Raw genomic sequence first — 22,816 nt, 5'->3', positions numbered from 1 at the left:
CCACGTCATGTTGATGCGGCCGGACTGCACGTCCAGCGTGCCGCCCGACAGGTTGATGATCGAGCCCGCCTGCGTCACCACCTCGCCGCCGTCGAAGCGCACGATGCCGCCCTGCGCCAGCCAGTGGCTGGCCGGCACCGAACGGTTGCTCAGGTAGCCGCCGACCTCCAGCAGGCCGCCCTTCGTGTACCAGCGCGCGCTGTCATAGCCGCCCGTGCCCGCCGGCACGTAGACCAGATCACGAATGTCCACCCACACATCGCTGTTGGCCAGCTTGCCGCTGTCGCGGTTGCCCGGCGCGTCGCGCTGTTCGTTGCCCTGGATGTTGATCTTGAGGTTGTTCGACTCCATGGCCACCGGCACGCCGATCGCGCCCGACACGTCGATCTGCGCGCCATCGCGCACCAGCGTGCGCGTGCCGGCGCGCGCGGCCACCTGGCCGCCCGTGGCCAGCGTCAGCGTGCCAGCCTGGAAATCCACCGAACCCGCGCTGTCGATCTGCACCAGCGACAGGTCGCGGCGATAGCGGTCCGCGGCCTGGATGTCGGCGCTGGACACCTGAGACGGCGCCAACAGGCTCTCGCGCTGGCCGTCCAGCGCCGTGGCCGTGCTGGCGTCCAGCAGAATGGCGTTGACCGCCCCCTCTCGCAACGTAATGGCGCTACCCGTGCCGCTGGCCGCCAGGTGGATCGTGCCCCGGGCATCCACCGAAGTCGTGGCCGCCAGCACGCCGGCCTGCTCGACCTGATTGGCGCTCAATGTCACGTCGCCCAACGGGGATTGGATCAGGCCGGTGTTGCGCACCGTCCCCATGCCCGACACCAGCACTTCGCTGCCGCGCGTGGTCGATTCCAGGTTCCCTTCGGACCCCTGGCCGCGTCGAATGACGAAGCTGTCGCCCGCCGCCAGCAGGGCCTGTCCACGAGGCGCGTGGATCGTGCCGGCCTGCTCCACTTCCTTGCCCAGCAGCAGCGTGTAACCGCCACCCTGCGTGACCGTCGTCGGCACGGCGGTGCGTATCTGCGCGCCCTGCTTCACCTCGATCTTGCCCAAGGCCTCGGTGAACGTGGACATGGTGCTGTCGAGGCCATAGATGCCGCGGTCGATGAACTGCTGGTCGCCGATCTTGGCCGCCGCCGCCACCAGGTTGCGCACGTCCACCTGCGAACCGCCGCCGAACACGATGCCGTTGCGGTTGACCACCATGACCGTACCGTCGCCACGGATCGCGCCCTCGATCTGCGAGGGCCGCGCCTGCGGGTCGTTGACGCGGTTCAGCACCGCCCAATCGGCCTGCTGGCGAAAATCCACCGTGGTGTTGCGGCCGACGTTGAAGGTTTCCCAGTTCAGGATGGCGCGGTCGCCGGTCTGCTGCACCGTCACCGTGGTCTTGCCGTTGGCCACGCTTTGCGCCGGCGCCTGCGCGTTGCGCCAGCCGGCGGTCAGCGCGTTGCCGTCGACCTTCAGGCCACCGTCGTGCAGGCCATCGGGCACGCCGCCACCCGCCGCCACCGCCGCGTCACGCGCAGCCGCCTGCGCGGCCTGCTGCGCGGCAATCGCCTGCGCCGCCACGTTCAGGTTGCCGATCGAGCGGTCCAGCTTCTGCCGCGCCGCCGCCTGCTGGGCCGCCGTGCCATTGCCCACGCCGACGCCGGCCGATTGCGCCCGCGCCCGCGCATCCGTGCTGAACCCCGCGCCCTTGCTGGAACCCGACGCCGCGAACCAGGCCTGCGCCTGCGCATCGCCGTGGCCGATGAAGCCACCCGCGGCCACCGCCAGGGCCAGCGCCCGCGCCACCGGAGCCAGGCGCAACGCGCCGCCTCCCTTCACTACGGATTGATGCTTCGCGTCACGCCCGACCATGCTGCCCATGTGCCTTTCCCGCCGAAAGTTGAGGCGGCCGATGCGGGCCGCCGTATCCATCCGGATCGTCAGCCCCACCCCACGGCGCCGGCATGTCGATCCCCTTACCTGGAAAGACACGCGGGCTTTCGCAAACCCGTAAACTTTTTTACGTCAGCTCAGCAGCAACACGCCCGCCGGCAGTTCACGCGCATGCAGTCCGAAGGTGTGCTGCAGTTGCAGGATGGCCTCGTCCAGCACCGCCGTGCGGAAACGGCCGGACACCGGCGTGTCGCGCTTGGCGTCGTTCATCAACACCACGCGGCCCGGCCGGTAGCGGTTGATCTCGTCCACCACCTGCGCCAGCGGCGTGCGATGGAACAGCAATTCGCCACGCCGCCACGCGGACACGTCATCGGGTTCGATACCCGCCGTGCCGCTGACGGAGTGATCGTCATAGACCAGTTGCTGGCGGGCCTGCAACGTGCGCGCGCCCAGCGGATGTTCGACACGCACCGCGCCGTCCAGGCAACTGACGCACACCTGCCCGTCCAGATAGCGCACCTGGAAATGCCCGGTCTCGGCCCATGCCTGGCCGGCCCCCGCCTGCACGCCGAAGGGCTCGCCCGTGCCGGCGAGGTCGATGGCCGCCTCGCCGCCCAGCAGGTCGATGCCCCGCGCGCCGTCGCCCTGCGCGCGCCGGATACGGGTATCCGTGTTCAGCACCACGTTGACGCGCTCGGCCAATGCCACCGCGCGCTGCTCGCCGGTGGCGGTACGGTAATCGGCGCCCCACAGCCCCGGCGCGGGCCACAGCCCCAGGGGCGGATGGAACACCGCCACGCCGGCAGCCGTGGCCATCGCGCCCGCCGCCGCGCCCAGGAAGGCGCGCCGGCCGCGCCTCTGCGGCCCATCCCGCAGGCGCTCGTGCCGCGCCGCGGCGCGCGCGTCGGTGCGCAGCAGTTCGCCGGCCACGGGTTTCATGGCATGCCATTGGCGCCTGGCCGCCTCGAAAGCCGCCGCATGCGCATCGCTGGCGCCTTGCCAGCGGCGAAACGCGCGCATTTCCGCTTGCGTGACCTCGCCCAGCACCAGGCGGTTGAGCCAGATGCCCGCTTCTTCACGCAACGCGTCGGGGTCGAGCCCCGCGCCGGGATAAGACGAGGATGCAGTCATGCGAGGGTTACCTTGGCCGGCGGCGCCGGCGGGCGTGCGTGGCGGATTCGATGCCGCCGCACGGAAATATTCGGGTTTTCATAAGGAAGACACATGAGCATGCTGAAACCCGCAAATTATTTTTTCGCGCCCAGGCGGGCGGCGAAGAAATCGTTGGCCCGCTTCAGCTCCAGCTCGACCGTGCGCAGCGACACGCCCAGGCGCTCGGCCACCTCTTTCTGCGTCAGCCCTTCCCAGCGCACCAGCAGCACCACGTCGCGGCGGCGCTGCGGCATGCGCTGCATGGCGGCCACCAGCTCGGCCACGTCCGAGCGCGCGGCGGCGATGTGCTCTGGTCCCGGCCCGGGATCGGCCATCTCCAGCACCGAGTCCAGTTCGCTCTGCGGCACCATGGGGCTCTGGCTGCGGATGTCGTTCAACGCCGAGTTGACGGCCATGCGCAGCAGGAAGCCGCGCGGATTGAGCACCGTGGACTGGTTCTCCAGCCGCTTCACGCGCAGCCAGGTATCGTGCAGCGCGTCGTCGGTCAGATCGGGGCTGCGCAGGAAACGCATCAGCCGGCGCCGCAGGTCGCCGTAGTTCTTGGACAGGAAGTCCAGCAGCAGGAGCCTGACTTCTTCGGACATGGCTAGCCGCGCGCTCCCGGGCAATGGCCGCGGTCGGCGCGGCCGGGCAGGATCAGCAGGGTGACGGGCTGGGCCAGTTCCGCAGGCGGCGGATGGCCGATGCGCACGCTGCCCAATGCATCCAGCAAGGCCGAGTCTCGCCGCGGATCGCCGGTCGAACCGATCAGCCGCGGATTGGCCAGGCGCCCGGATTGCGTGACCTCGAAACGCAGCACCGACTGGTAGTTCGACGCCGCCGTCAGCGGCCGGGCGCACAAGGCCACCCAGACGCGTTTCTGCAGCAGTTCGTCGTAGGCCGCCAGGCGCGCCTGCGCCACGGGATTGCGGCCGGCCACGTCGCTCGCCTCGTGCGCCGGGTCCGCGGGGCGGATGACGAAGGCGGCGACCTTGCCCGCCACGGCTTCCTGCGCGGCCAGGCCGGTGCCCGCCAGCATGTGGCGCAAGGCGCGCTGGGGCGTGTAGCGGCCGCGCAGCGGCGCGGACCTGCGGTCCGCGACCATGGCGCTGCTGAACAGGGCCGAACGGCCCGTCACGACGGCGAACTGATCCAGTGCGGTCTCCAGGGGCTGGGCGGGAATGTCGAAAAGGAAGAGCGCCTCATCGGCGGACTGCGCGGCATCGGCGATTGCGCCGCCCGCCGGCCATGCGCACACGGGTGCGGCCAGTCCGGCAACGCCCAGCGCCCACGCGGCGGCCCGATGACGGTTCAGGGGGGCGTGCATGCCTGCCGCGTTGACGCGCCGCGTCCTGCGGCGCCGATGAGCCAAGGGCATGCTGACGCTGCGAACGGTCGCACCGGCAATGTTCTTACCCCACCCTGAAAAACATCGCATTGTGCGGGCGAGTAATGACGGTTTTGTTACGGCTCGACGTGCGGCCATGCGCGAGCCCGAGTCCAGCCGATCCCGCGGGAGCCCCGGAAGGCTGGACCGTGCGCCGCGGCGCCAGGGCGTCCCGCGAGCCCTGTCCCCTCGCGCACGGCCCGCCCGTTACGGCATTGCCCCGCGTCATCGCTCCATGGACGGCCAGCCATCGTTTTGGGCAAGAACGGAAGAGAAACTTGCCTTCGCGGCGAACCCGACGCTTCCTACCATGGCTACGGTACGGCGCACGCCCGCGCCATCCCCCCCGAAGGAGATCCGGCATGGCAATTCGCACCTTTCCCCTGGCCCTGGCATCGGGCCTGATGCTGAGCATGGCGATGACCGTCACCGCCCACGCCGAACCCGCGCGCGGCGGCCAGGCGCAAGCCAACGAGAAGCTGGTCAGGCAAGCCTTCGAGCGCTGGCGGCTGGGACAAGGCACCGTCTTCGACCTGCTGCACGATGACGTGCGCTGGACCGTGGCCGGCAACAGCCCGGTCTCCGGCGTCTATCGCTCGAAGAAGGACCTGATGAATGCCGCGGTGGCCCCGATCACCGCGCGGCTGTCCACGCCCATCGTGCCGCAAGTGCAGCAGGTGCATGCCCTGGGCGACGCGGTCATCGTGGTCTGGCAGGGCCGCGCCACGGCCAGGGACGGCAGCACCTATGACAACCGCTACGCCTGGCACATGGTGCTGCAAGACGGCAAGATCGTGGACGTCCTGGCATTCCTGGACACCTGGCGGCTGGCCCGGTTGCTGGACTGAACCCGCGTGCGGTTGGCGCCGCGCACGCACGACGCGTTGCCCGCGGCGTCCTCGCTGGACGCCGCTGCTGCTCCATGGCCTCGTTGCCACTGGCCTGGGCGGCTCCGGCGCTGCCACCCGGTGCGCCGACAGCCCGCCGGATCACAGGCCGACGCCATGAAAAAGGCGGGCCCCGAAAGGCCCGCCCACACCAGAACGAACAGACGACCGGCGTGTACGCCTATTCGTCCTCGATGCCCAGTTCGCGCAGCTTGCGCGTGATCGTATTGCGTCCGATGCCCAGGCGCGACGCCGCTTCCACGCGGCGGCCGCGGCTGGCGTCCAGCGCGCTTTGCAGCAGGATCTTCTCGAACTGCCGGGTCAGCGTGGCCATGACGGCCGGCTCGCCGCGCTCCAGGCGGCGCTGGGCGTCGCGCAGCAGCGCGTCCTGCCAGCTGCCGGCGGGAATCGGTTCATCCGGATAGACCACGCCACCGCCCGTCACGGGCGACTCGGCCAAGGCCACTGCGCGCGCCGGCGGCGCCACGGCGGGCGAGTGCTCCACCGCGCGGATCTCGGGCGGCAGGTCGTTGCGGTCGATGGTCTGGCCCGGCGCCATCACGGTCAGCCAGTGGCAGAAGTTCTCCAGCTGGCGCACGTTGCCCGGAAAATCGAAGCGGGTCAGCACCGCGGTCGCCTCGGGCGTCAGGCGTTTCACCGGCACGCCCAGCGAACGCGCGCTGACGCCCAGGAAATGATTGGCCAGCGCCGGGATGTCTTCCACGCGCTCGCGCAGCGGCGGCAAGCGCAGGCGGATCACGTTCAGGCGATGGAACAGATCCTCGCGGAACAGGCCCTGCTCGACCCGCTGCTCCAGGGGCTGGTGGGTGGCGGCCACGATGCGCACGTCCACGCGCACCGGCTGCGCGCCGCCCACGCGGTAGAAACTGCCCTCGGCCAGCACGCGCAACAGGCGCGTCTGCAGTTCGATCGGCATGTCGCCGATTTCGTCCAGGAACAGCGTGCCGCCGTGCGCTTCCTCGAAGCGGCCGCGGCGCAGCGTATTGGCGCCGGTGAAGGCGCCGCGTTCATGGCCGAACAGCTCGGCTTCCAGCAGGTCGCGCGGGATGGCCGCGGCGTTCAGGGCCACGAACGGCCCGTTGGCGCGCGCGCCATGGCCGTGCAAGGCCCGTGCCACCAGCTCCTTGCCGGTGCCGGACTCGCCGGTGATCAGCACCGTGACCTTGGACTGCGCCAGGCGGCCGATCGCGCGGAACACTTCCTGCATGGCCGTGGACGAGGACTGCGTCATCATCCAGCGCTCGCCGGTCTGCTGGCCTTCGGCCTGCGCCGGCGACTCGTCCTGCGGCTCGGATTCCTGCATGGCGCGCTGGATCAGCGCGACCGCTTCGTTGATGTCGAAGGGCTTGGCCAGGTAATCGAACGCACCGCCCTGGAAGGCGGACACGGTGCTGTCCAGGTCGGCGAAGGCCGTCATCACGATGACGGGCAGCCCGGTATCGTTTTCCTTGATCTGGCGCAGCAGCTCCAGGCCGTTGCCGCCGGGCATGCGGATATCGGACACCAGGACCGAGGGCGTCTCGCGTGTCATCGCGTCGAGCACGTCCGAGGCCTGGAAGAAACTACGGGTGGCGATACCGGCGCGCGCCAGGGCTTTTTCGAGCACCCAGCGTATGGCCTGATCGTCGTCGACAATCCAGACGGGTTTCATCAGAGTGGGGGCTCCATCGGTAGGACCAGGCGAAATTCGGTATGCCGCGGCCGCGACTCGAATTCGATGATGCCGCCGTGCTGTTGCACGAAATCCTGTGCCAGGCTCAGGCCCAGGCCGGTACCGCCCGGCCTGGCGGTGACCAGGGGATGAAAGATGCGGTCGCGGATGTGCTCGGGCACGCCGGGACCGTTATCGATGATGGACAGCACCAGCGCCAGCCGGTGGTGCCGGTGCGCCAGCATCACCTGGCGCGCCACGCGCGTGCGCAGCGTGATCTGGGCCGGCGGCACGTTGGGGCCGGGCTTCTGCAGCACCAGCTCCTGCGCGGCATTGCGCGCCACGTTCAGCACCGATTGCATCAGGCGCGCAGCATCGCCGTGCAGGTCGGGCACCGAGGCGTCGTAGTCGCGCACCAGGCCCAGGCCATCGCGGAACTCGGCCTGGATCAGGGCGCACACGCGCTCGCAGATCTCGTGGATGTTGACCGGCTTGGCGTTCAGGGGCACGCGTTGCGGACCGCTCAGGCGGTCGACCAGGGCCTGCAGGCGGTCGGCTTCGGAAATGATGACTTGCGTATATTCGGTCAGGGCCGCGCTGGGCAGCTCGGCCTCCAGCAATTGGGCGGCGCCACGCAGGCCGCCCAGGGGATTCTTCACCTCATGCGCCAGGTTGCGCAGCAACTCGCGATGCGACTCGATCTCTTCGACCAGGCGATGGTTGCGGTCGGCCAGCGTGCGCTGCTCGATCTCGCGGGTTTCTATCATCACGGGCCAGGGCTGCCCGGTAAGCGCCACGGTGGTGACGGTGACTTCGACCGATTCGGTGGCGCGACGCAGGGAGGTCAGCTGCCGCACGTCGGCGAACTTGCCCGCGACCGCTCCGTCGATGGAGGATTGCAGGTCTTCGGGATGATCGTACATGCCTACCGCGGAAAGCCCGCGCAACTGCTTGCGCGATCTGCCGAACAGGTCTTCGGCGGCGGCGTTGGCGTATTCGATGTGGCCGCGCTCGTTCACGAGGAAAACGGACGTGGCGAGCAAATCAAAAGCGTCTACATTCATCGCTGAAGCACCAGAGCCGTGAGGCGGGCATCCGACCGGCCAGGCCAGCCGGATACCGCGGGAAACCACGGGCAGACGCGAGGCCTGCCCGCGGGCAACGGCTTGCCGCGAGGTGGCCACGCCACCTCGCGCGCCGGCGAGACGAACCTGCCGGCCGTGCCGTGGGGGCTGGCCGCCAGGCCCGCCCCAGAGCCCATTACAGGCTGTAGTACATGTCGAATTCGACCGGGTGCGTCGTCATGCGCAGACGCTGCACGTCGGCCTCCTTCAGGGCCAGGTAGGCGTCCAGCATTTCGTTGCTGAACACGCCGCCGCGGGTCAGGAACTCGCGGTCCTTGTCCAGGGCTTCCAGGGCCTGGTCCAGCGACGCGCAGACGGTCGGGATCTTCGCGTCTTCTTCGGGCGGCAGATCGTACAGGTTCTTGTCGGCGGGATCGCCGGGATGAATCTTGTTCTGCACGCCGTCCAGGCCGGCCATCATCAGGGCCGAGAAAGCCAGGTACGGGTTGGCCAGGGGATCCGGGAAGCGCGTCTCGATGCGGCGGCCCTTCGGGTTGCCGACGTACGGGATGCGGATCGAGGCCGAACGGTTACGGGCCGAGTAGGCCAGCTTGACCGGGGCTTCGAAGTGCGGGACCAGGCGCTTGTACGAGTTGGTGCCGGGGTTGGTGATGGCGTTCAGCGCGCGGGCGTGCTTGATGATGCCCCCGATGTAGTACAGCGCGAATTCCGACAGGCCGGCGTAGCCGTTGCCCGCGAACAGGTTCTGGCCGTCCTTCCAGATCGACTGGTGGACGTGCATGCCGGAGCCGTTGTCGCCGACGATGGGCTTGGGCATGAACGTGGCGGTCTTGCCGTAGGCGTGGGCCACGTTGTGCACGACGTACTTCAGGATCTGGTTCCAGTCGGCGCGGCGCACCAGGGTGCTGAACTTCGTGCCGATTTCCAGCTGGCCGGGAGCGGCCACTTCGTGGTGGTGCACTTCGACGGGCACGCCCATCTGTTCCAGCACCAGGCACATTTCCGAGCGCATGTCCTGGAACGAATCGACCGGGGGCACGGGGAAGTAGCCGCCCTTGACGCCCGGACGGTGGCCCATGTTGCCGCCTTCGAATTCCAGGCCGGTCGACCACGGGGCTTCTTCGGACTTGATCTTGACGAAGGTGCCCGACATGTCGGTGTTCCACGTCACGCCGTCGAACACGAAGAATTCGGGTTCCGGACCGAAGTAGGCGGTGTCGCCCAGGCCGGAGGACTTCAGGTAGGCTTCGGCGCGCTTGGCCAGCGAGCGCGGGTCACGGTCGTAGCCCTTCATGTCCGACGGTTCGACCACGTCGCACGACAGGATCAGGGTCGATTCTTCGCGGAACGGATCCAGGTTGGCCGTTTCCACGTCGGGGATGAGCAGCATGTCGGACGCTTCGATGCCCTTCCAGCCGGGGATCGACGAACCGTCGAAGGCCTGGCCGCTTTCCAGCTTGTCCTCGTCCACCGTGTGGGCGGGCACCGACACGTGGTGCTCGCGGCCAACGGTATCGGTAAAGCGGAAGTCAACGAACTTGACTTCGTTGTCGGCGATCAGTTTCAGAACGTCTTGGGGGCTTGCCATGTCATCTCCATTGATAAAAACGTCGTTGGGCAAAGTCAGCCCGACTGGCAATGGCATTCAAAGCAATAACCGTGCCAGGGCTGAACCTCGGGATTCCCCGCAAGCGAGGGCGAATCGGCCAAAACAAAGCACCAATTTAGTGCAAAACGTGGTGCACGATGCACCAATATAGATCAATCGGCGGACAGGAACATTTCCTGCAAATCGTTCAGGAAGCTCCAACCCAGGGCAGTGGCGCGCAACCGGGTGGGGTCGGCGTCCAGCAGGCCCCGGGACGAGGCTGCTTCCAATTGGTGCGCGATGGCGGCAAGCGACAAACCGGTGCGCTCGGCGAACAGGCTGGCGGCCACCCCGTCTTTCAGGCGCAGCGCGTTCAGCATGAATTCGAACGGCAGTTCATCGGCCTGCACCACGCGATCCTCGGCGATGTGGCTGCCGTCGTGGCGCCCTGCCCGCTCCATCCAGGACTCTGGCTGGCGGGCGCGGGCCTGCCTGACGATACGGTCGTGAAATGACAGCTTGCCGTGCGCCCCCGGGCCCAGGCCCAGGTAATCGCCGAACTCCCAATAATTGACGTTGTGCCGGCTGCGCGCGCCCGGGCGGGCGTACGCCGACACTTCGTAGCGCTGCAGGCCGGCGGCGGCCAGCTCGGCCTCGACCGCGTCCTGCATGGCCGCCCCCAGGTCGTCGTCGGGCAGGCCCTCGGGGGGATACTTCGCGAACACCGTATTGGGTTCGAGCGTCAGGTGATACATGGACAGATGCTCGGTGCCGAACGACAGCGCCTGGCGCACGTCTGCCAGACAGGCCTCCAGGCTTTGATGCGGCAGCGCGAACATCAGGTCCAGGTTGACCCGCTCGGTGGCGCGCTGGGCCATCTCGATGGCGGCGCGCGCCTGGCCCGAATCGTGGATGCGGCCCAGGCGCTTCAACTGCGCGTCGTCGAAACTCTGGATGCCCAGCGAGAAGCGCGTGACGCCGCTGGCGGCATAGTCGCGCAGGCGGGAGGCCTCGGCGGTGCCGGGATTGGCCTCCATCGTGATCTCCGCATCCGGCAGCAGGTTCAGACAGGCGCGCAGCATGGCCAGCAGCTCGTCCAGTCCGGCGGCCGACAGCAGGCTGGGCGTGCCGCCGCCCAGGAACACCGACACCACCTGCCGCCCCCAGATCAAGGGCAGCGCCTGCTCCAGGTCGGCGCGCAACGCGTCCAGGTACGCGCGCTCGGGCATCTCGGGCGCGGCGTGCGAATTGAAATCACAGTACGGGCATTTGCGCACGCACCAGGGCACGTGCACATAGACCGACAGCGGCGGCAGGCTGGTCAGGGTGGCCGGGCCGGCCGGCATCACCGCGCGCGGACGCGCGACGGTGCCTTCGGGATGCAGGATGATGGTGCGGGACATGCGAAGAAATCAGGAGAGTGCGAGCTTGTCCAGCAACTGGCGCAGCGCGCGGGCGCGATGGCTGACGCGGTTCTTCTCGTCCGGGTCCAGCGAGGCGGCGGTGGCGCCCAGCTCGGGCAGGTAGAAGTGGGGATCGTAGCCGAACCCGTGTTCGCCCTCGGGCGTATCCAGGATCTCGCCGTGCCAGACCCCCTCGCCGATCAGCGGCTGCGGATCGTCGGCGCTGCGCACGTAGACCAGCACGGCCACGTACCAGGCGCGCCGGTCGGCGCGGCCCGCCAGGTTGCTCACCAGCAGCGCGTTGTTGGCGGCGTCGCTTTTCTCGCCGCCGGCGCGCTGCGCATAGCGTGCCGAATAGACGCCCGGGGCGCCATCGAGCGCGGCCACACACAGGCCGGAGTCGTCGGCCAGCGCAGGCAGGCCCGTCTGCCGGCTGGCGTGGCGGGCCTTGGTCAGCGCGTTCTCGACGAAGGTGACGTAGGGTTCTTCGGCGTCGGCCACGCCGAGCTGGCCCTGCGGCACCAGCTCGATACCCAGGGGAGAAAACAGGGCCGCGAATTCGCGCAGCTTGCCAGGGTTGCCCGAGGCCAGCACCACGCGGCGGGACGCAATGGAGTCAGAAGAAGCTTTCATCGGTCCGATTGTATTAGCTATGCTGCAACACTCTTGCGCACGGCCACACTATGGACACAATGTGCGGCCAACATGAGGGCCGCACCGAATCGTCAAGGCCTGCAAGACCCATTATGCAACCACCCCCAGCCGATCCCGGCCGCGCGGAAGATCTGTCAAAGATTCTGCGGCAGGGGTTGCTCACCCCCCACTACCAGCCGGTGGCTGACCTGTTCCATGGCCGCATCCACGGCTACGAGAGCCTGATCCGAGGCCCCGCCGGGCATCCCTTGCAGATGCCCGATTCCCTGTTCGGCGCGGCCCGCGCCGCCGGGCGCTACCGCGAGCTCGAAATGGCCTGTCTGCGCGCGGGCCTTGCCGGCTATGCCGAGGGCGGGCTGCGCGGCAAGCTGTTCCTGAACATGTCGGCCGGCGGCCTGATCCAGTACTGGCACGAATCTGGCCGCCGGATGCCCGGGTTCCTGCTGGGCGACAGCGGCGTGTCGGCCAACAGCATCATCATCGAGCTGTCCGACTACGACCCCGCCCAGGACGACATGCACACGCTCATCCAGGCGCTGGATTGCCTGCGCGAAGGCGGCATGCGTATCGCGCTGGACGACTACGGCGTGGGCCACGCCAGCCTCAGGCTGTGGGCCGAGCTGCGTCCCGACCTGGTCAAGATCGACCGCTATTTCTTCAACGGCATCAGCAACGACGCGCCGCGCCAGCAACTGGTGCGCTGCATGCTCAGCGTGGCCCAGTCCCTGGGCACCCCCGTGCTGGCCGAAGGCATCGAAACCACCGAAGACATGGCGGTGGTGCGCGACCTGGGCATCCGCTATGCGCAAGGCTGGCTGCTGGGCCGTCCCACCACCCGCGCCGTCACCGAACTGCCCGAATCGGTGCAGGGCATCCTGAACCTGCGCCGGCCCGCCCCCGACCTGTCGGGCGCCACGTACGACACCGTGGCCAGCCTGCGCGTCGAAGCCCCCGCCGTGCGGCGCGACGGACACACCAACGACGACGTGCACCGTCTGTTCCTGGAACGCGCCGACCTGCACGCGGTTGCCGTGCTGGATGGCGAAGGCTATCCCATCGGCCTGATCAACCGGCGCGACTTCTCCGAGCAGTACGCCATGCGCTACACGCGCGAACTGTTCGGCCGCGACCTGTGCTCGTCCTTCATGAACCCCGAGCCGCTGCTGGTCGACCTCGACACCTCGGTCGACCGCCTGGCGCCGGTGCTCATCTCCGAAGACCAGCGCTACCTGCGCGACGGCTTCATCCTGACGCGCCACGGCCGCTACGCCGGCCTGGGCACCGGCGAGGCCCTGGTGCGCGCCGTCACCGAGATCCGCCTGGAGGCCGCGCGCTACGCCAACCCGCTGACCGCCCTGCCCGGCAACATCCCCATCAGCCGCCACATCGGCACGCTGCTGTCCGGCACCGAAGACTTCGTGGTGGGCTACTGCGACCTGGATAATTTCAAGCCGTTCAACGACGTCTACGGCTACTGGCGCGGCGACGACATGATCCAGCTGGTGGCCGAGATCATCAAGCGCCACTGCGATCCGCAGCGCGATTTCGTGGGCCACGTCGGTGGCGACGATTTCGTGGTGCTGCTGCGCAGCCGCGACTGGCGCGAGCGCATCGAGCGCCTGATCACCGAGTTCAACGAACGCGCCCGTGGCCTGTACGACGACGCCGGACGGCGCAACGGCGGCATCGAAACCGAGGACCGCTACGGCGTGCCGCGCTTCTTTCCCTTCGTCACGCTGGGCGTGGGCTCGCTGATGGTGCGGCCCGTGCTGTGCGGCGGGGTGCGGCCGCAGGACATCGCCTCGGCCGCCGCGCAGGTCAAGCACCGCGTCAAGCATGGCCGTACGGGCATGATCGTCGAGGACTACCCGCCGGTGCTGATGCCCGAGACGGTGCTGGAAAGCGATCGCAACGCGTAGGTGCTTCCAGGGCCGAGAAGCGCCGACGAGGACCAATCACCCCGGCGGCGCTCAGGTATCGCGCGACCAGCCGATGCGATAGACGCGGCCGGTCTGCGCGCCCTCCACGCTGCGGGCATAGCCCAACGCGGCCTCGGCGGCCGGCACCGCCTTCACGCCGCGAAAGAATGGCGCATAGCCGGGCAGCGCCTCTTCGATCACCGTGGGGCTGACCAGATTGATGCGCACGCCTCGCGGCATTTCGATGGCCGCGCCGCGCACGAAGCCTTCCAGCCCGCCGTTCACCAACGCCGCAGACACGCCCTGGCGGATCGGATCGTCGTTCAACAGGCCGCTGGTCAGCGTGAACGACCCGCCGTCGCGGATCCGCGCCAGGCCCTGCATCACCAGATTGACCTGCCCCATCAGCTTGTTACGCAGGCCCAGTTCGTACTGCTCGGGCGTGAACTCGGCAAGCGGTCCGAAATGCACCTTGCCCGTCGTGCTGACCAGGGCGTCGAACGCCCCCACCTGCTCGTACAGGCGGCGGATCGAGTCCGGATCGGCGATGTCCACCTGGAAGTCGCCGCTGCGCTGGTTGACGCGGACGACCTCATGACGCTGCGCCAGTTCGGCGTCGACGGCACGGCCGATGGTGCCGCTGGCGCCGATCAGAAGAATCCTCATTGCATTGCTCCTTGGATGACGAGGCGATGGAAGGCCGGAGTGCGTTCACGATGGTCCTGGTTTGCCAGCCCCTCGTGCGGGGCGGGGTCAGGATACTCACGGCGCCATCTCGGTAACAGGGATGGAGGTACTCTACGCGCTCTCCTTCTGCTGAAATAGAGAAGGACTGACAATAAATCGCTAAATTGTGACAATGATTACGCACTCGCTCTGCCACTACGATGCCGACGGCGACACCTTGCCCGCCGTGGCCCTGCGGGTCGAAGTGGCGCAACGCGACGCCGAGCAGCCCATCCACCAGCATCGCAAGGGCCAACTGGTGCTGGCGTTGCGCGGCGGCGTCACGTGCTCGGTCTCGCAGGCGATGTGGATGGTGCCGCCGCATCACGCAGTGTGGATTCCGGGTGGCATGCCGCACAGCAATCGCGCCACCGACAACGCCAGTATCTGCTTCCTGTTCGTCGAACCGGAAGCTGCGTCCCTGCCCGCCCAATGCCGTACCCTGGCCATCAGTCCCATGGTGCGCGAGCTGATCCAGCATCTGGCTGACCAGGGCCAGGCCTACGATCCCGATGGCCCCACGGCGCGGCTGGCCCGCGTATTGGTCGAGCAACTGGGCGCGATGCCGGTGGAAATGCTGCATCTGCCGATCTCGCACCATCCCAAGATCCGGCGCATCGCGCACGTGCTGGCGCGCGACCCCGCCGATCGCACCACGCTGGCCGAATGGGCCGGTCAACTGGCGCTGAGCGACCGGTCGCTGGCCCGTCTGGTCAAGCGCGAAACGGGCCTGACCTTCGGGCGCTGGCGCCAGCAGTTGCACATGATCGTGGCCATGCAGCAGCTATCCGGCGGCGCCACGGTGCAACAGGTGGCGGGCAACCTGGGATACGACTCGGTGACGGCGTTCATCACCATGTTCAAGAAATCGACGGGGCAGCCGCCCGGAAAATACTTCGCGGCGTTGCGATGAACGGTGGCTGCGCCGCCTGCGGCCACGGACGCTCGGCTACGGCGGTGGGATTCATCTGGCAGGCATCGCGCCTGCAGGGCGCTCAGGCCGGCAGATATTTGGGCTGCACCGCCAGGCGCGGCGCGCCCACGTAGTGCGGCACCTCGGCCGGCTCCTGCCCGGCCGCCACGTCGTCTTCCAGCGTGAAGACCGACACGGCCTTGCGCAGCACGATGGCCTGCTCGGCCAGCGACGCCACCGCGGCGGCGGTTTCTTCCACCATTGCGGCGTTTTCCTGCGTATTGCGCTCGATCTCGGCCACGGCCTGGTTCACCGCGGCCACGCCTTCGGCCTGCTGCGTGCTGGCGTCCGAGATACCCGCCACGATGCCGGTGATGCGGTCCACCGACTCGACCACCTGCTTCATGGTCTGGCCGGCGTTGCCGACCTGGCGCACCCCCGAATCGACGCGCTGGCTGGCGTCGTCGATCAGTTCCTTGATCTCGCGCGCGGCTTGCGCGCTGCGCTGGGCCAGCGTGCGCACTTCACCCGCCACCACCGCGAAACCACGGCCCTGCGCGCCGGCCCGGGCCGCCTCGACGGCGGCGTTCAGGGCCAGCAGGTTGGTCTGGAAAGCGATGCCATCGACCACGCCGACGATTTCCGCAATGCGGCGCTGCGCCGTGGCGATGCCCTGCATGCTGCTGACGGCCTCGTCGACCGCCGAGCCACCGCGCCGCGCCAACTGCGAGACGTCCAGCGCCTGCTGGTTGGCCGTGGCGGCATCCTGCGCGTTGCCCGTCACGGTGGCGGCCAGCTCGGTCAGGCTGGCCGAGGCTTCCTGCAGCGCGCCGGCCTGGCGCGAGCTGCGATCGGACATGTCGTTGCCGGCCTCGGCGATCTCGGTGGAGCCCGCGTGGATTTCCTCGACGCTGTGGCGCACGGCGGCCACGGCATTGGTCAGGCCGCTCTGCATGCGGCCCATGGCGGCGTACAGCACGCCCACTTCGTTGTTGCCGCGCGCGGCCAGCTTGCCGGTGAGGTCGCCGTCGGCGATACGGTCGAACTGCTTGCCGGCCTCGGTAAGCGGACGCAGGATGGCGCGGCGAAAGCCCAGGCGCACCAGCAGCGCGATGACGAACACGCCGACCAGCATCATCACGGCGGCGGTGATGGCGCGCTCCTGCGTGCGGGCGGCTTCTTCCACGGCGGCGCGGCCGACGTCGCGCGAATAGGCCTGGTACTTGTCCACGGCGGCGATATAGCGCGTGCTGATCTTGGACATCGCGTTATCGGCCAGCATGTTGGCCTGGATGCCGTTCCAGCCCGTGATGGCCTTGTGCAGCGGCATCATCACCTCGACGTCCAGCGCCTTGCTGGCATCTATCACTTCCTTGTACAGGACCGCCCCGTCCTCGGCCGTATCGGGGTTGTCGGCCAGGCGCTTGAGACTGGCGCGCGCCGCCTCCAGCAACTTGTCGGCGCTGGCCAGCGCCGCGTTGCGGGGCTCTTCCTGGCCGCCTTCCATATAGGTCTTGGCCACGGCCAGATCGGCGCGCGCCTGGAACAGCCGGCTGTTCAGATCGCTGAGATCGCTGGCGCGCTCGATGTTGGCGCGGCCCAGTTGTTCGATGGCCTGCCGGTCGGCCCGGAGCGTCCAGATGGCGGCCGCCGCGGCGATGGCGAACAGCGCCACGAACATGACCAGGGTGGCCGTCAAAGCCGTACTGACTTTCAGACCATTGAGACTTTTACGCATTAGATACCTGCCAGAGCCCGCTCAGAGCGCGGGGATGCGCACGATTTTGCAGTGCAACTTTGGCAGTTTCTTGACATTTGTTTACGCTTCTCGCTTATGGCAAACAAAAACGTAACTTAATGCTTCACCTCAGTCGGAAATGGCCCGTTCGTCGGGAGGAACGTCCTCTACCAACTCCTTGACCAGATCGCGGGCAAATGCCGGCAAGGCGTCCAGATCCTTCACGCAGATGTGCAGCCGGCGCAGGGCCCAGGCATCGGTCAGCGGCACGATGGCGATGCCCAGGCTGCGCGCGTAGCGCAGCGCCACCGATTCCGGGATCACCCCGATGCCGACCCCGCTTTCGATCATGCGGCAGACGGCTTCGAAATTGCCCACTTCGACGCGAAAGCGGAAGATCCGGCCCAGCGCGGCCGCGGCCTGCACCAGGAACGGATGAATGGCGCTGGCCTCCGACAGCCCGACATAATCGTCGCCCAGGGTGTCGGCAAACGCCACGGACGGCTCGCCGGCCAGCGGATGGCCACGCCCGGTGACCAGCACCAGCCGGTCGTTGCGGTACGGGATGAACTGCACCTTCGGGTCCGCGCCCTGCCCGGCCGCGGCGATGCCGATGTCGGCCGAGCCCTCGGCCACCGCGCGCACCACCAGATAGCTCAGCCGCTCGCGCAATTCGACGTTCACGTCGGGATGGCCGGCCAGGAAGCGGCTGAGCACGGCCGGCATGAATTCGGTCATGGCCGTGGTGTTGGCCAGCACGCGCACGTGGCCCTTGATGCCGCGCGCGTACTCCTGCATGTCGCCGCGCAGCTGCTCGACCTGCTGCATCACCGTGCGCGCGTGGCGCAGCAGGGCCTCGCCCGAGGGCGTCAGCGTGGCGCCCTGGCTGGACCGGTACAGCAGTTGCGTGCCGAAGTATTCCTCCAGGTTCTTCACGCGCGTGCTGGCGGCCGGCAGCGACAGATGCGACTTCTCGGCGCCTCGCGTCAGGCTGTGCCAGTCGCCGATGTGGACGATCAACTGCAGGTCGGTCAGGTCGAAATGCGCAGCCATCCGGGCCGGTCTCCTATGTTCTCTTCGGGAATCGATAACCCGGTATTCGGCAATCTTAAATTGGCAGTGCGGCGGGGCTGCGGCAAAGTTGAGGCGTACCAGCCCGTGCTGGGCGCCATCATAGAAGATCGCTGCACACAACCATTCCCCATGTCCGATACCTCTCCCTACGCCTTTGATGACATCCGCAGCGCGGTGCGCGACCTGTGCGCGCAGTTCCCCGCCGAATATTTCCGCAAGGTCGACGAAGAACGCGGCTATCCCGACGCCTTCGTGCGCGCCCTCACCGAGGCCGGCTGGCTGGCCGCGCTGATCCCGCAGGAATACGGCGGCTCGGGCCTGGGCCTGACCGAAGCCTCGGTCATCATGGAAGAGATCAACCGCAGCGGCGGCAACTCGGGCGCCTGCCACGGCCAGATGTACAACATGGGCACGCTGCTGCGCCACGGCTCCGACGAACAGAAGCGCAACTACCTGCCGCGCATCGCCAGCGGCGAACTGCGCCTGCAATCCATGGGCGTCACCGAGCCCACCACCGGCACCGACACCACGCGCATCAAGACCACCGCCATCCGCCGCGGCGACCGCTACGTCATCAACGGCCAGAAGGTCTGGATCTCGCGCATCCAGCATTCCGACCTGATGATCCTGCTGGCGCGCACCACGCCGCTGGAACAGGTCACGCGCAAGGCCGACGGCATGTCCATCTTCATCGTCGACCTGCGCGAAGCCATCGGCCACGGCATGGAAGTCCGTCCCATCGCCAACATGGTCAACCACGAGACCAACGAGCTGTTCTTCGACAACCTCGAAATCCCCGTCGAGAACCTCATCGGCGAAGAGGGCAAGGGCTTTCGCTACATCCTCGACGGCCTGAACGCCGAACGCGCGCTCATCGCCGCCGAGTGCATCGGCGACGGCTACTGGTTCGTCGACAAGGTCACCGCCTATGCCAAGGAACGCGTGGTGTTCGGCCGCCCCATCGGCCAGAACCAGGGCGTGCAGTTCCCCATCGCGCGCGCCTTCATCAACGTCGAGGCCGCCAGCCTGATGCGCTACGAGGCCTGCCGCCTGTTCGATGCCGGCCAGCACTGCGGCACGCAGGCCAACATGGCCAAGCTGCTGGCCGCCGACGCCTCGTGGGAAGCCGCCAATGCCTGCCTGCAGTTCCACGGCGGCTTCGGCTTCGCCAACGAGTACGACGTCGAACGCAAGTTCCGCGAGACGCGCCTCTACCAGGTCGCGCCCATCTCCACCAACCTGATCCTGTCGTACGTGGCCGAACACGTGCTCGGATTGCCCCGCTCCTTCTGAGGTCCTCCATGTCGGCATCGCCCAGCGCCGTGGCGCCCGCTTCCCACGTCCCGGCCCATCCCAGCGCCGAACTCGCGGCCTTCGCCGCCAACCTGCGGTTCGAACAGATCCCCGCGGCGGTCCTGCGCCGCACCGAAGACCTGCTGCTCGACGGCCTGGCCTCGATCCTGGCCGGCGCGCGCGCCCGTCCCGTGCAGGCCATCGAACGCTACGCCCTGGCCATGGGCCCGCAATCCGGCCCGTCCGAGATCCTCACCGCGCGGCGCGGCTCCTCGCCCCTGTTCGCTGCCATGGTCAACGCCGCCGCCTCGCACGTGGTCGAACAGGACGACGTGCACAACGGCTCGGTGTTCCATCCCGCCGCCGTGGTCTTCCCGCCCGTGCTGGCCCTGGCGCAGGCGCTGGGCAGTTCCGGCCGCGACGTGCTGACGGCCTCGGTGGCCGGCTACGAAGTCGGCATCCGCGTCGGCGAATTCCTGGGCCGTTCGCACTACAAGATCTTCCACACCACCGGCACGGCGGGCACCATCGCCGCCGCCGCCGCCGCGGGCCGCCTGCTGGGCCTGGACGCCGCCCAGATGCTGCACGCGTTCGGCTCGGCCGGCACCCAGGCCGCCGGCCTGTGGGAATTCCTGCGCGACGCGGCCGACTCCAAGCAGTTGCATACCGCCAAGGCCGCGGCAGATGGCCTGATGGCCGCCTGGCTGGCGCGCGAAGGCTTCACCGGCGCGCAGCACATCCTCGAAGGTCCGCAAGGCATGGCGGCCGGCATGTCGCGCGACGCCGATCCGGCCCGCCTCACCGACCGCCTGGGCCAGCGCTGGGCGCTGGCCGAAACCTCGTTCAAGTACCACGCGTCATGCCGCCATACGCACCCCGCGGCGGATGCCCTGCAGGAAGCCATGCGCGCCAACGGTCTGCGCGCCGACGACATCGCCCGTGTGGTCACGCACGTGCACCAGGGCGCCATCGACGTGCTGGGGCCGGTCACCGATCCGCGCACGGTGCACCAGTCCAAGTTCTCGATGGGCACCGTGCTGGCGCTGATCGCGCGTGGCGGGCGGGCCGGCCTGGCCGAGTTCGACGCCGCCCTGCAGGATCCCGCCGTGGCCAGCTTCCGTGATCGGGTCGAAATGCAGCTCGACGAAGAAGTCGACAACGCCTATCCCAACCGCTGGATCGGCAAGGTCACCGTGCACACCCACGATGGCCGCACGTTCGAGGCGCGCGTCGACGAACCCAAGGGCGATCCGGGCAACACGCTCAGCCGCCCCGAGATCGAGGACAAGACGCTGCGCCTGGGCGTCTATGCGGGCGCCGCCTCCGAAGCCGAGGTGCGCACGCTGATCGACACCATCTGGAACCTCGAGCGCCTGGAACGCGTGGGCACGCTGATGCCGGCCTGAATCATCCCTGAAATTAATAACAATCTTGCGATAAATATCCACAAATCAATCGATTATTTGTGAATATTTAAAATGTAGGAATATCCGGAAGTTAATGCAACCTCCGGATATATCTACACTTTATTCGTCAGTTCGTCGCATTTTCGTCAAGAAATACCCTTATTATTCGCCCCACGTCGCCGCTGGACATCAAAAGACGGCGCAAGTAAATAAGGACTTTCATGGCGAAATGGCATTACGCAGCGCTGGCGAGCATCGCCTGCGCTGCACTGCCGGCGCACGCCGAGCTGGGGGGCACCCCGACTTGGCCGGCGCCGCAGATCAGTACGTTCCAAGCCCGCGCACTGGCGGCCACCACCACCCCGTTCAACGTCATCCAGACCCTGCTGCCCAGCGGCACTACGGTCCGCGAGTACGTCACGCCTAGCGGCACCGTGTTCGGCATCGTCTGGGACGGCCCCGACATGCCGCCCCTGAATACGCTGCTGGGCGCCTACTTCCCCACCTATCGCCAGGCCCTGGACGCGCGTCGCGCGGCCCGGCGCGGCGGCGCACCCGGTCCCGTTCAAGTCGAAGAAGCCGGCCTCACCGTACAAAGCGGCGGCCACATGGGCTCATTCATTGGCCGAGCCTATCTGACCGACTCCATTCCCTCTGGCGTTACCGCAGCCGACATACGATGAACACGAAGAACCTGATGCACAAGGCGCGCTGGATCACCGCGGCGTGCCTGATGATGCTGCTCGCCGCTTGCGGCGGAGGCGGCGGCGATGACGGCGCAAGCGCCGACAGCGGCAGCTCCAAATCCGGCGACAATGCCGTGACGGCGCCCGCGGTCGATCCCAACGCGCCCCTGCCCGGCTCGCCCTCTGCCCAACCCACCGACAGCAACGCCGTCAACGCCATTCCCGTCACGGTCAGCAATGGCGCGGACAAGCCGCGCAACTTCCCCACGGCCAGCGTCACGATCTGCGCGCCGGGCTCCAACGCCGCGACCGCCTGCGCCACCATCGACAATGTCCTGGTGGACACCGGCTCGTACGGCCTGCGCCTGTTCGCCTCGGCCGTGCCCTCCGCCACGCTGGCCACGCTCACCGCCCAGCGCGACGGTGCGGCGCGCATCGCCGAGTGCACGCTGTTCGTCGACAGCAATGCCTGGGGCGGCGTGCGCAACGCCGACGTTCGCCTGGGCGCGCAGACCGCCCAGAACGTGCCGATCCACATCTGGGGCGATCCCGCCATCGGCGGCGCCGTGCCGGACGCCTGCGTGCAGAACAGCTATCTGGGCAAGGTGTCCGACCTGGGCGGCAATGGCATCCTGGGCGTGGGCGTGGCGCCCGCGGATTGCCCCGCATGCAGCACCACGGCCAACCCGCGCTTCTACTATTCGTGCAACGGCGCGGCCTGCACGCCCATCACGCAAGCGGTGGCCAACCAGGTCGGCAATCCGGTCAGCCGCTTCGCGCAGCACAACAATGGCGTGGTACTGCAGATGGAACCCATCGGCCCCAATGGCAAGAACGTCGCCACGGGCACGCTGGTGTTCGGCATCGACACGGCGGACAACAACACCTTGCAGGGCAAGGGATCCCCCGTGTTGCGCACCAACTCGGCGGGCGACTTCGACGTCATCTACAAGGGCAACCGCATCCGCGGCTTCACCGATTCGGGTTCGAACGGCTATTTCTTGAGCGACACGTCCATCGCGCACAGCCGCAACAGCCCCGATTTCTATGCGCCCTCGACCACCCAGTCGATTTCGGCCACGCTGCTGGACCGCAGCGCGCCCGCCGATGCGGTCGGCACCGCCCTGACTTTCGACGTGGCCAACGCCGATGCGCTGTTCGGCACAGGCAATGCCGCCTTCAACAACCTCGGCGGCGAAATCGCCGGGCTGTTCGATCTGGGCCTGCCGTTCTTCTACGGCCGGCACGTGTACTACGGGCTGACGGGCATGGTCTCGGCCGGTGGGGGTACCGGGCCGTACGTGAGCTACGTGTCGAACTGACCGTGTCGAACTGACCGTGCCGCA

The 22,816-nt window shown here is 68.0% G+C and carries 19 protein-coding genes; 7 read left to right on the top strand and 12 right to left on the bottom strand.

The features are described from left to right. From A7W11_RS28510 to A7W11_RS05350, 4 genes are all read right to left on the bottom strand, one after another. Positions 1–1,872: two-partner secretion domain-containing protein (locus A7W11_RS28510; protein ID WP_218188573.1), on the bottom strand; the 1,872-nt coding region annotated here is incomplete at its 3' end. Positions 1,873–2,016: 144 nt separating this feature from the next. Further along, entirely contained in the window at positions 2,017–3,018 is a 1,002-nt protein-coding gene (locus tag A7W11_RS05360) for a FecR family protein (RefSeq protein ID WP_066409653.1), read from the bottom strand. A gap of 116 nt (positions 3,019–3,134) precedes the next feature. Next, positions 3,135–3,644: an RNA polymerase sigma factor gene (locus A7W11_RS05355; RefSeq protein ID WP_066409649.1), complete on the bottom strand. Its 510-nt coding sequence runs from the start codon at positions 3,642–3,644 to the stop codon at positions 3,135–3,137. A 2-nt stretch (positions 3,645–3,646) separates the two neighbouring features. Next, a complete protein-coding gene (locus A7W11_RS05350) occupies positions 3,647–4,366 on the bottom strand; it encodes an STN domain-containing protein (RefSeq protein WP_066409645.1) in 720 nt (239 codons plus the stop codon). 422 nt (positions 4,367–4,788) lie between these two features. Here A7W11_RS05350 and A7W11_RS05345 point away from each other — a divergent pair, with 422 nt between their 5' ends. Further along, entirely contained in the window at positions 4,789–5,274 is a 486-nt protein-coding gene (locus A7W11_RS05345) for a nuclear transport factor 2 family protein (RefSeq protein WP_066409642.1), read from the top strand. A 220-nt stretch (positions 5,275–5,494) separates the two neighbouring features. Here the strand turns inward: A7W11_RS05345 and ntrC are convergent, their stop codons facing one another. From ntrC to rdgB, 5 genes are all read right to left on the bottom strand, one after another. After that, on the bottom strand, positions 5,495–6,985 hold the full coding sequence (gene ntrC, locus A7W11_RS05340) for a nitrogen regulation protein NR(I) (RefSeq protein ID WP_066409637.1): 1,491 nt from the start codon (positions 6,983–6,985) through the stop codon (positions 5,495–5,497). Then, on the bottom strand, positions 6,985–8,049 hold the full coding sequence (gene glnL, locus A7W11_RS05335; RefSeq protein ID WP_066409633.1) for a nitrogen regulation protein NR(II): 1,065 nt from the start codon (positions 8,047–8,049) through the stop codon (positions 6,985–6,987). The genes ntrC and glnL overlap by 1 nt, the downstream gene beginning before the upstream one ends. A 196-nt stretch (positions 8,050–8,245) precedes the next feature. Then, positions 8,246–9,658, bottom strand: a complete 1,413-nt coding sequence (gene glnA / locus A7W11_RS05330) for a type I glutamate--ammonia ligase (RefSeq protein ID WP_066409630.1) — start codon at positions 9,656–9,658, stop codon at positions 8,246–8,248. Between the two features lie 173 nt (positions 9,659–9,831). Beyond that, a complete protein-coding gene (hemW, locus tag A7W11_RS05325; RefSeq protein ID WP_066409627.1) occupies positions 9,832–11,061 on the bottom strand; it encodes a radical SAM family heme chaperone HemW in 1,230 nt (409 codons plus the stop codon). A gap of 9 nt (positions 11,062–11,070) precedes the next feature. Further along, on the bottom strand, positions 11,071–11,694 hold the full coding sequence (gene rdgB, locus A7W11_RS05320) for an RdgB/HAM1 family non-canonical purine NTP pyrophosphatase (protein ID WP_066409616.1): 624 nt from the start codon (positions 11,692–11,694) through the stop codon (positions 11,071–11,073). 110 nt (positions 11,695–11,804) lie between these two features. Between rdgB and A7W11_RS05315 the strand changes: the two genes are divergently transcribed. Further along, entirely contained in the window at positions 11,805–13,634 is a 1,830-nt protein-coding gene (locus A7W11_RS05315) for a GGDEF domain-containing protein (protein ID WP_412778702.1), read from the top strand. 51 nt (positions 13,635–13,685) lie between these two features. Here A7W11_RS05315 and A7W11_RS05310 read toward each other — a convergent pair whose 3' ends face one another. Then, entirely contained in the window at positions 13,686–14,300 is a 615-nt protein-coding gene (locus A7W11_RS05310; RefSeq protein ID WP_066409609.1) for a short chain dehydrogenase, read from the bottom strand. A 193-nt stretch (positions 14,301–14,493) separates the two neighbouring features. On the opposite strand from A7W11_RS05310, the gene A7W11_RS05305 reads away from it, so the two are divergent. Beyond that, a complete protein-coding gene (locus A7W11_RS05305) occupies positions 14,494–15,273 on the top strand; it encodes an AraC family transcriptional regulator (protein WP_066409598.1) in 780 nt (259 codons plus the stop codon). An 82-nt stretch (positions 15,274–15,355) separates the two neighbouring features. Here A7W11_RS05305 and A7W11_RS05300 read toward each other — a convergent pair whose 3' ends face one another. Both A7W11_RS05300 and A7W11_RS05295 read right to left on the bottom strand, forming a co-directional pair. Continuing rightward, the gene (locus A7W11_RS05300) at positions 15,356–16,972 is read right to left on the bottom strand and encodes a methyl-accepting chemotaxis protein (protein ID WP_066409592.1); all 1,617 of its coding nucleotides are present in this window, start codon (positions 16,970–16,972) and stop codon (positions 15,356–15,358) included. 168 nt (positions 16,973–17,140) lie between these two features. Continuing rightward, on the bottom strand, positions 17,141–18,064 hold the full coding sequence (locus A7W11_RS05295; protein ID WP_066409589.1) for a LysR family transcriptional regulator: 924 nt from the start codon (positions 18,062–18,064) through the stop codon (positions 17,141–17,143). A gap of 150 nt (positions 18,065–18,214) precedes the next feature. Between A7W11_RS05295 and A7W11_RS05290 the strand changes: the two genes are divergently transcribed. From A7W11_RS05290 to A7W11_RS05275, 4 genes are all read left to right on the top strand, one after another. Further along, on the top strand, positions 18,215–19,378 hold the full coding sequence (locus tag A7W11_RS05290; RefSeq protein WP_066409585.1) for an acyl-CoA dehydrogenase family protein: 1,164 nt from the start codon (positions 18,215–18,217) through the stop codon (positions 19,376–19,378). Between the two features lie 8 nt (positions 19,379–19,386). Continuing rightward, a complete protein-coding gene (locus tag A7W11_RS05285) occupies positions 19,387–20,784 on the top strand; it encodes an MmgE/PrpD family protein (protein WP_066409581.1) in 1,398 nt (465 codons plus the stop codon). 221 nt (positions 20,785–21,005) lie between these two features. Next, positions 21,006–21,467: a DUF2844 domain-containing protein gene (locus tag A7W11_RS05280; RefSeq protein WP_066409577.1), complete on the top strand. Its 462-nt coding sequence runs from the start codon at positions 21,006–21,008 to the stop codon at positions 21,465–21,467. Beyond that, complete coding sequence (locus tag A7W11_RS05275) at positions 21,464–22,792, top strand: DUF3443 domain-containing protein (RefSeq protein WP_082887105.1); 1,329 nt, start codon at positions 21,464–21,466, stop codon at positions 22,790–22,792. The genes A7W11_RS05280 and A7W11_RS05275 overlap by 4 nt, the downstream gene beginning before the upstream one ends. Positions 22,793–22,816 lie beyond the last annotated feature (24 nt).

Origin of the sequence: Bordetella ansorpii (genome assembly GCF_900078315.1) — a bacterium.
In the GTDB taxonomy this organism is placed as follows: domain Bacteria; phylum Pseudomonadota; class Gammaproteobacteria; order Burkholderiales; family Burkholderiaceae_B; genus Bordetella; species Bordetella ansorpii.
The sequence above is the reverse complement of the archived record's forward strand: the minus strand, read 5'-3'. Positions and strand labels throughout refer to the sequence as shown.

What these genes read in the sequence shown, in the direction of transcription:
- A7W11_RS05350 (WP_066409645.1), bottom strand. Translation starts at nt 4,366, where the DNA reads ATGCACGCCCCCCTGAACCGTCATCGGGCCGCCGCGTGGGCGCTGGGC.
- rdgB (WP_066409616.1), bottom strand. Translation starts at nt 11,694, where the DNA reads ATGAAAGCTTCTTCTGACTCCATTGCGTCCCGCCGCGTGGTGCTGGCC.
- hemW (WP_066409627.1), bottom strand. Translation starts at nt 11,061, where the DNA reads ATGTCCCGCACCATCATCCTGCATCCCGAAGGCACCGTCGCGCGTCCG.
- A7W11_RS05290 (WP_066409585.1), top strand. Translation starts at nt 18,215, where the DNA reads ATGTCCGATACCTCTCCCTACGCCTTTGATGACATCCGCAGCGCGGTG.
- A7W11_RS05305 (WP_066409598.1), top strand. Translation starts at nt 14,494, where the DNA reads ATGATTACGCACTCGCTCTGCCACTACGATGCCGACGGCGACACCTTG.
- A7W11_RS05275 (WP_082887105.1), top strand. Translation starts at nt 21,464, where the DNA reads ATGAACACGAAGAACCTGATGCACAAGGCGCGCTGGATCACCGCGGCG.
- A7W11_RS05345 (WP_066409642.1), top strand. Translation starts at nt 4,789, where the DNA reads ATGGCAATTCGCACCTTTCCCCTGGCCCTGGCATCGGGCCTGATGCTG.
- ntrC (WP_066409637.1), bottom strand. Translation starts at nt 6,985, where the DNA reads ATGAAACCCGTCTGGATTGTCGACGACGATCAGGCCATACGCTGGGTG.
- A7W11_RS05295 (WP_066409589.1), bottom strand. Translation starts at nt 18,064, where the DNA reads ATGGCTGCGCATTTCGACCTGACCGACCTGCAGTTGATCGTCCACATC.
- glnA (WP_066409630.1), bottom strand. Translation starts at nt 9,658, where the DNA reads ATGGCAAGCCCCCAAGACGTTCTGAAACTGATCGCCGACAACGAAGTC.
- A7W11_RS05355 (WP_066409649.1), bottom strand. Translation starts at nt 3,644, where the DNA reads ATGTCCGAAGAAGTCAGGCTCCTGCTGCTGGACTTCCTGTCCAAGAAC.
- A7W11_RS05310 (WP_066409609.1), bottom strand. Translation starts at nt 14,300, where the DNA reads ATGAGGATTCTTCTGATCGGCGCCAGCGGCACCATCGGCCGTGCCGTC.
- A7W11_RS05360 (WP_066409653.1), bottom strand. Translation starts at nt 3,018, where the DNA reads ATGACTGCATCCTCGTCTTATCCCGGCGCGGGGCTCGACCCCGACGCG.
- glnL (WP_066409633.1), bottom strand. Translation starts at nt 8,049, where the DNA reads ATGAATGTAGACGCTTTTGATTTGCTCGCCACGTCCGTTTTCCTCGTG.
- A7W11_RS05285 (WP_066409581.1), top strand. Translation starts at nt 19,387, where the DNA reads ATGTCGGCATCGCCCAGCGCCGTGGCGCCCGCTTCCCACGTCCCGGCC.
- A7W11_RS05280 (WP_066409577.1), top strand. Translation starts at nt 21,006, where the DNA reads ATGGCGAAATGGCATTACGCAGCGCTGGCGAGCATCGCCTGCGCTGCA.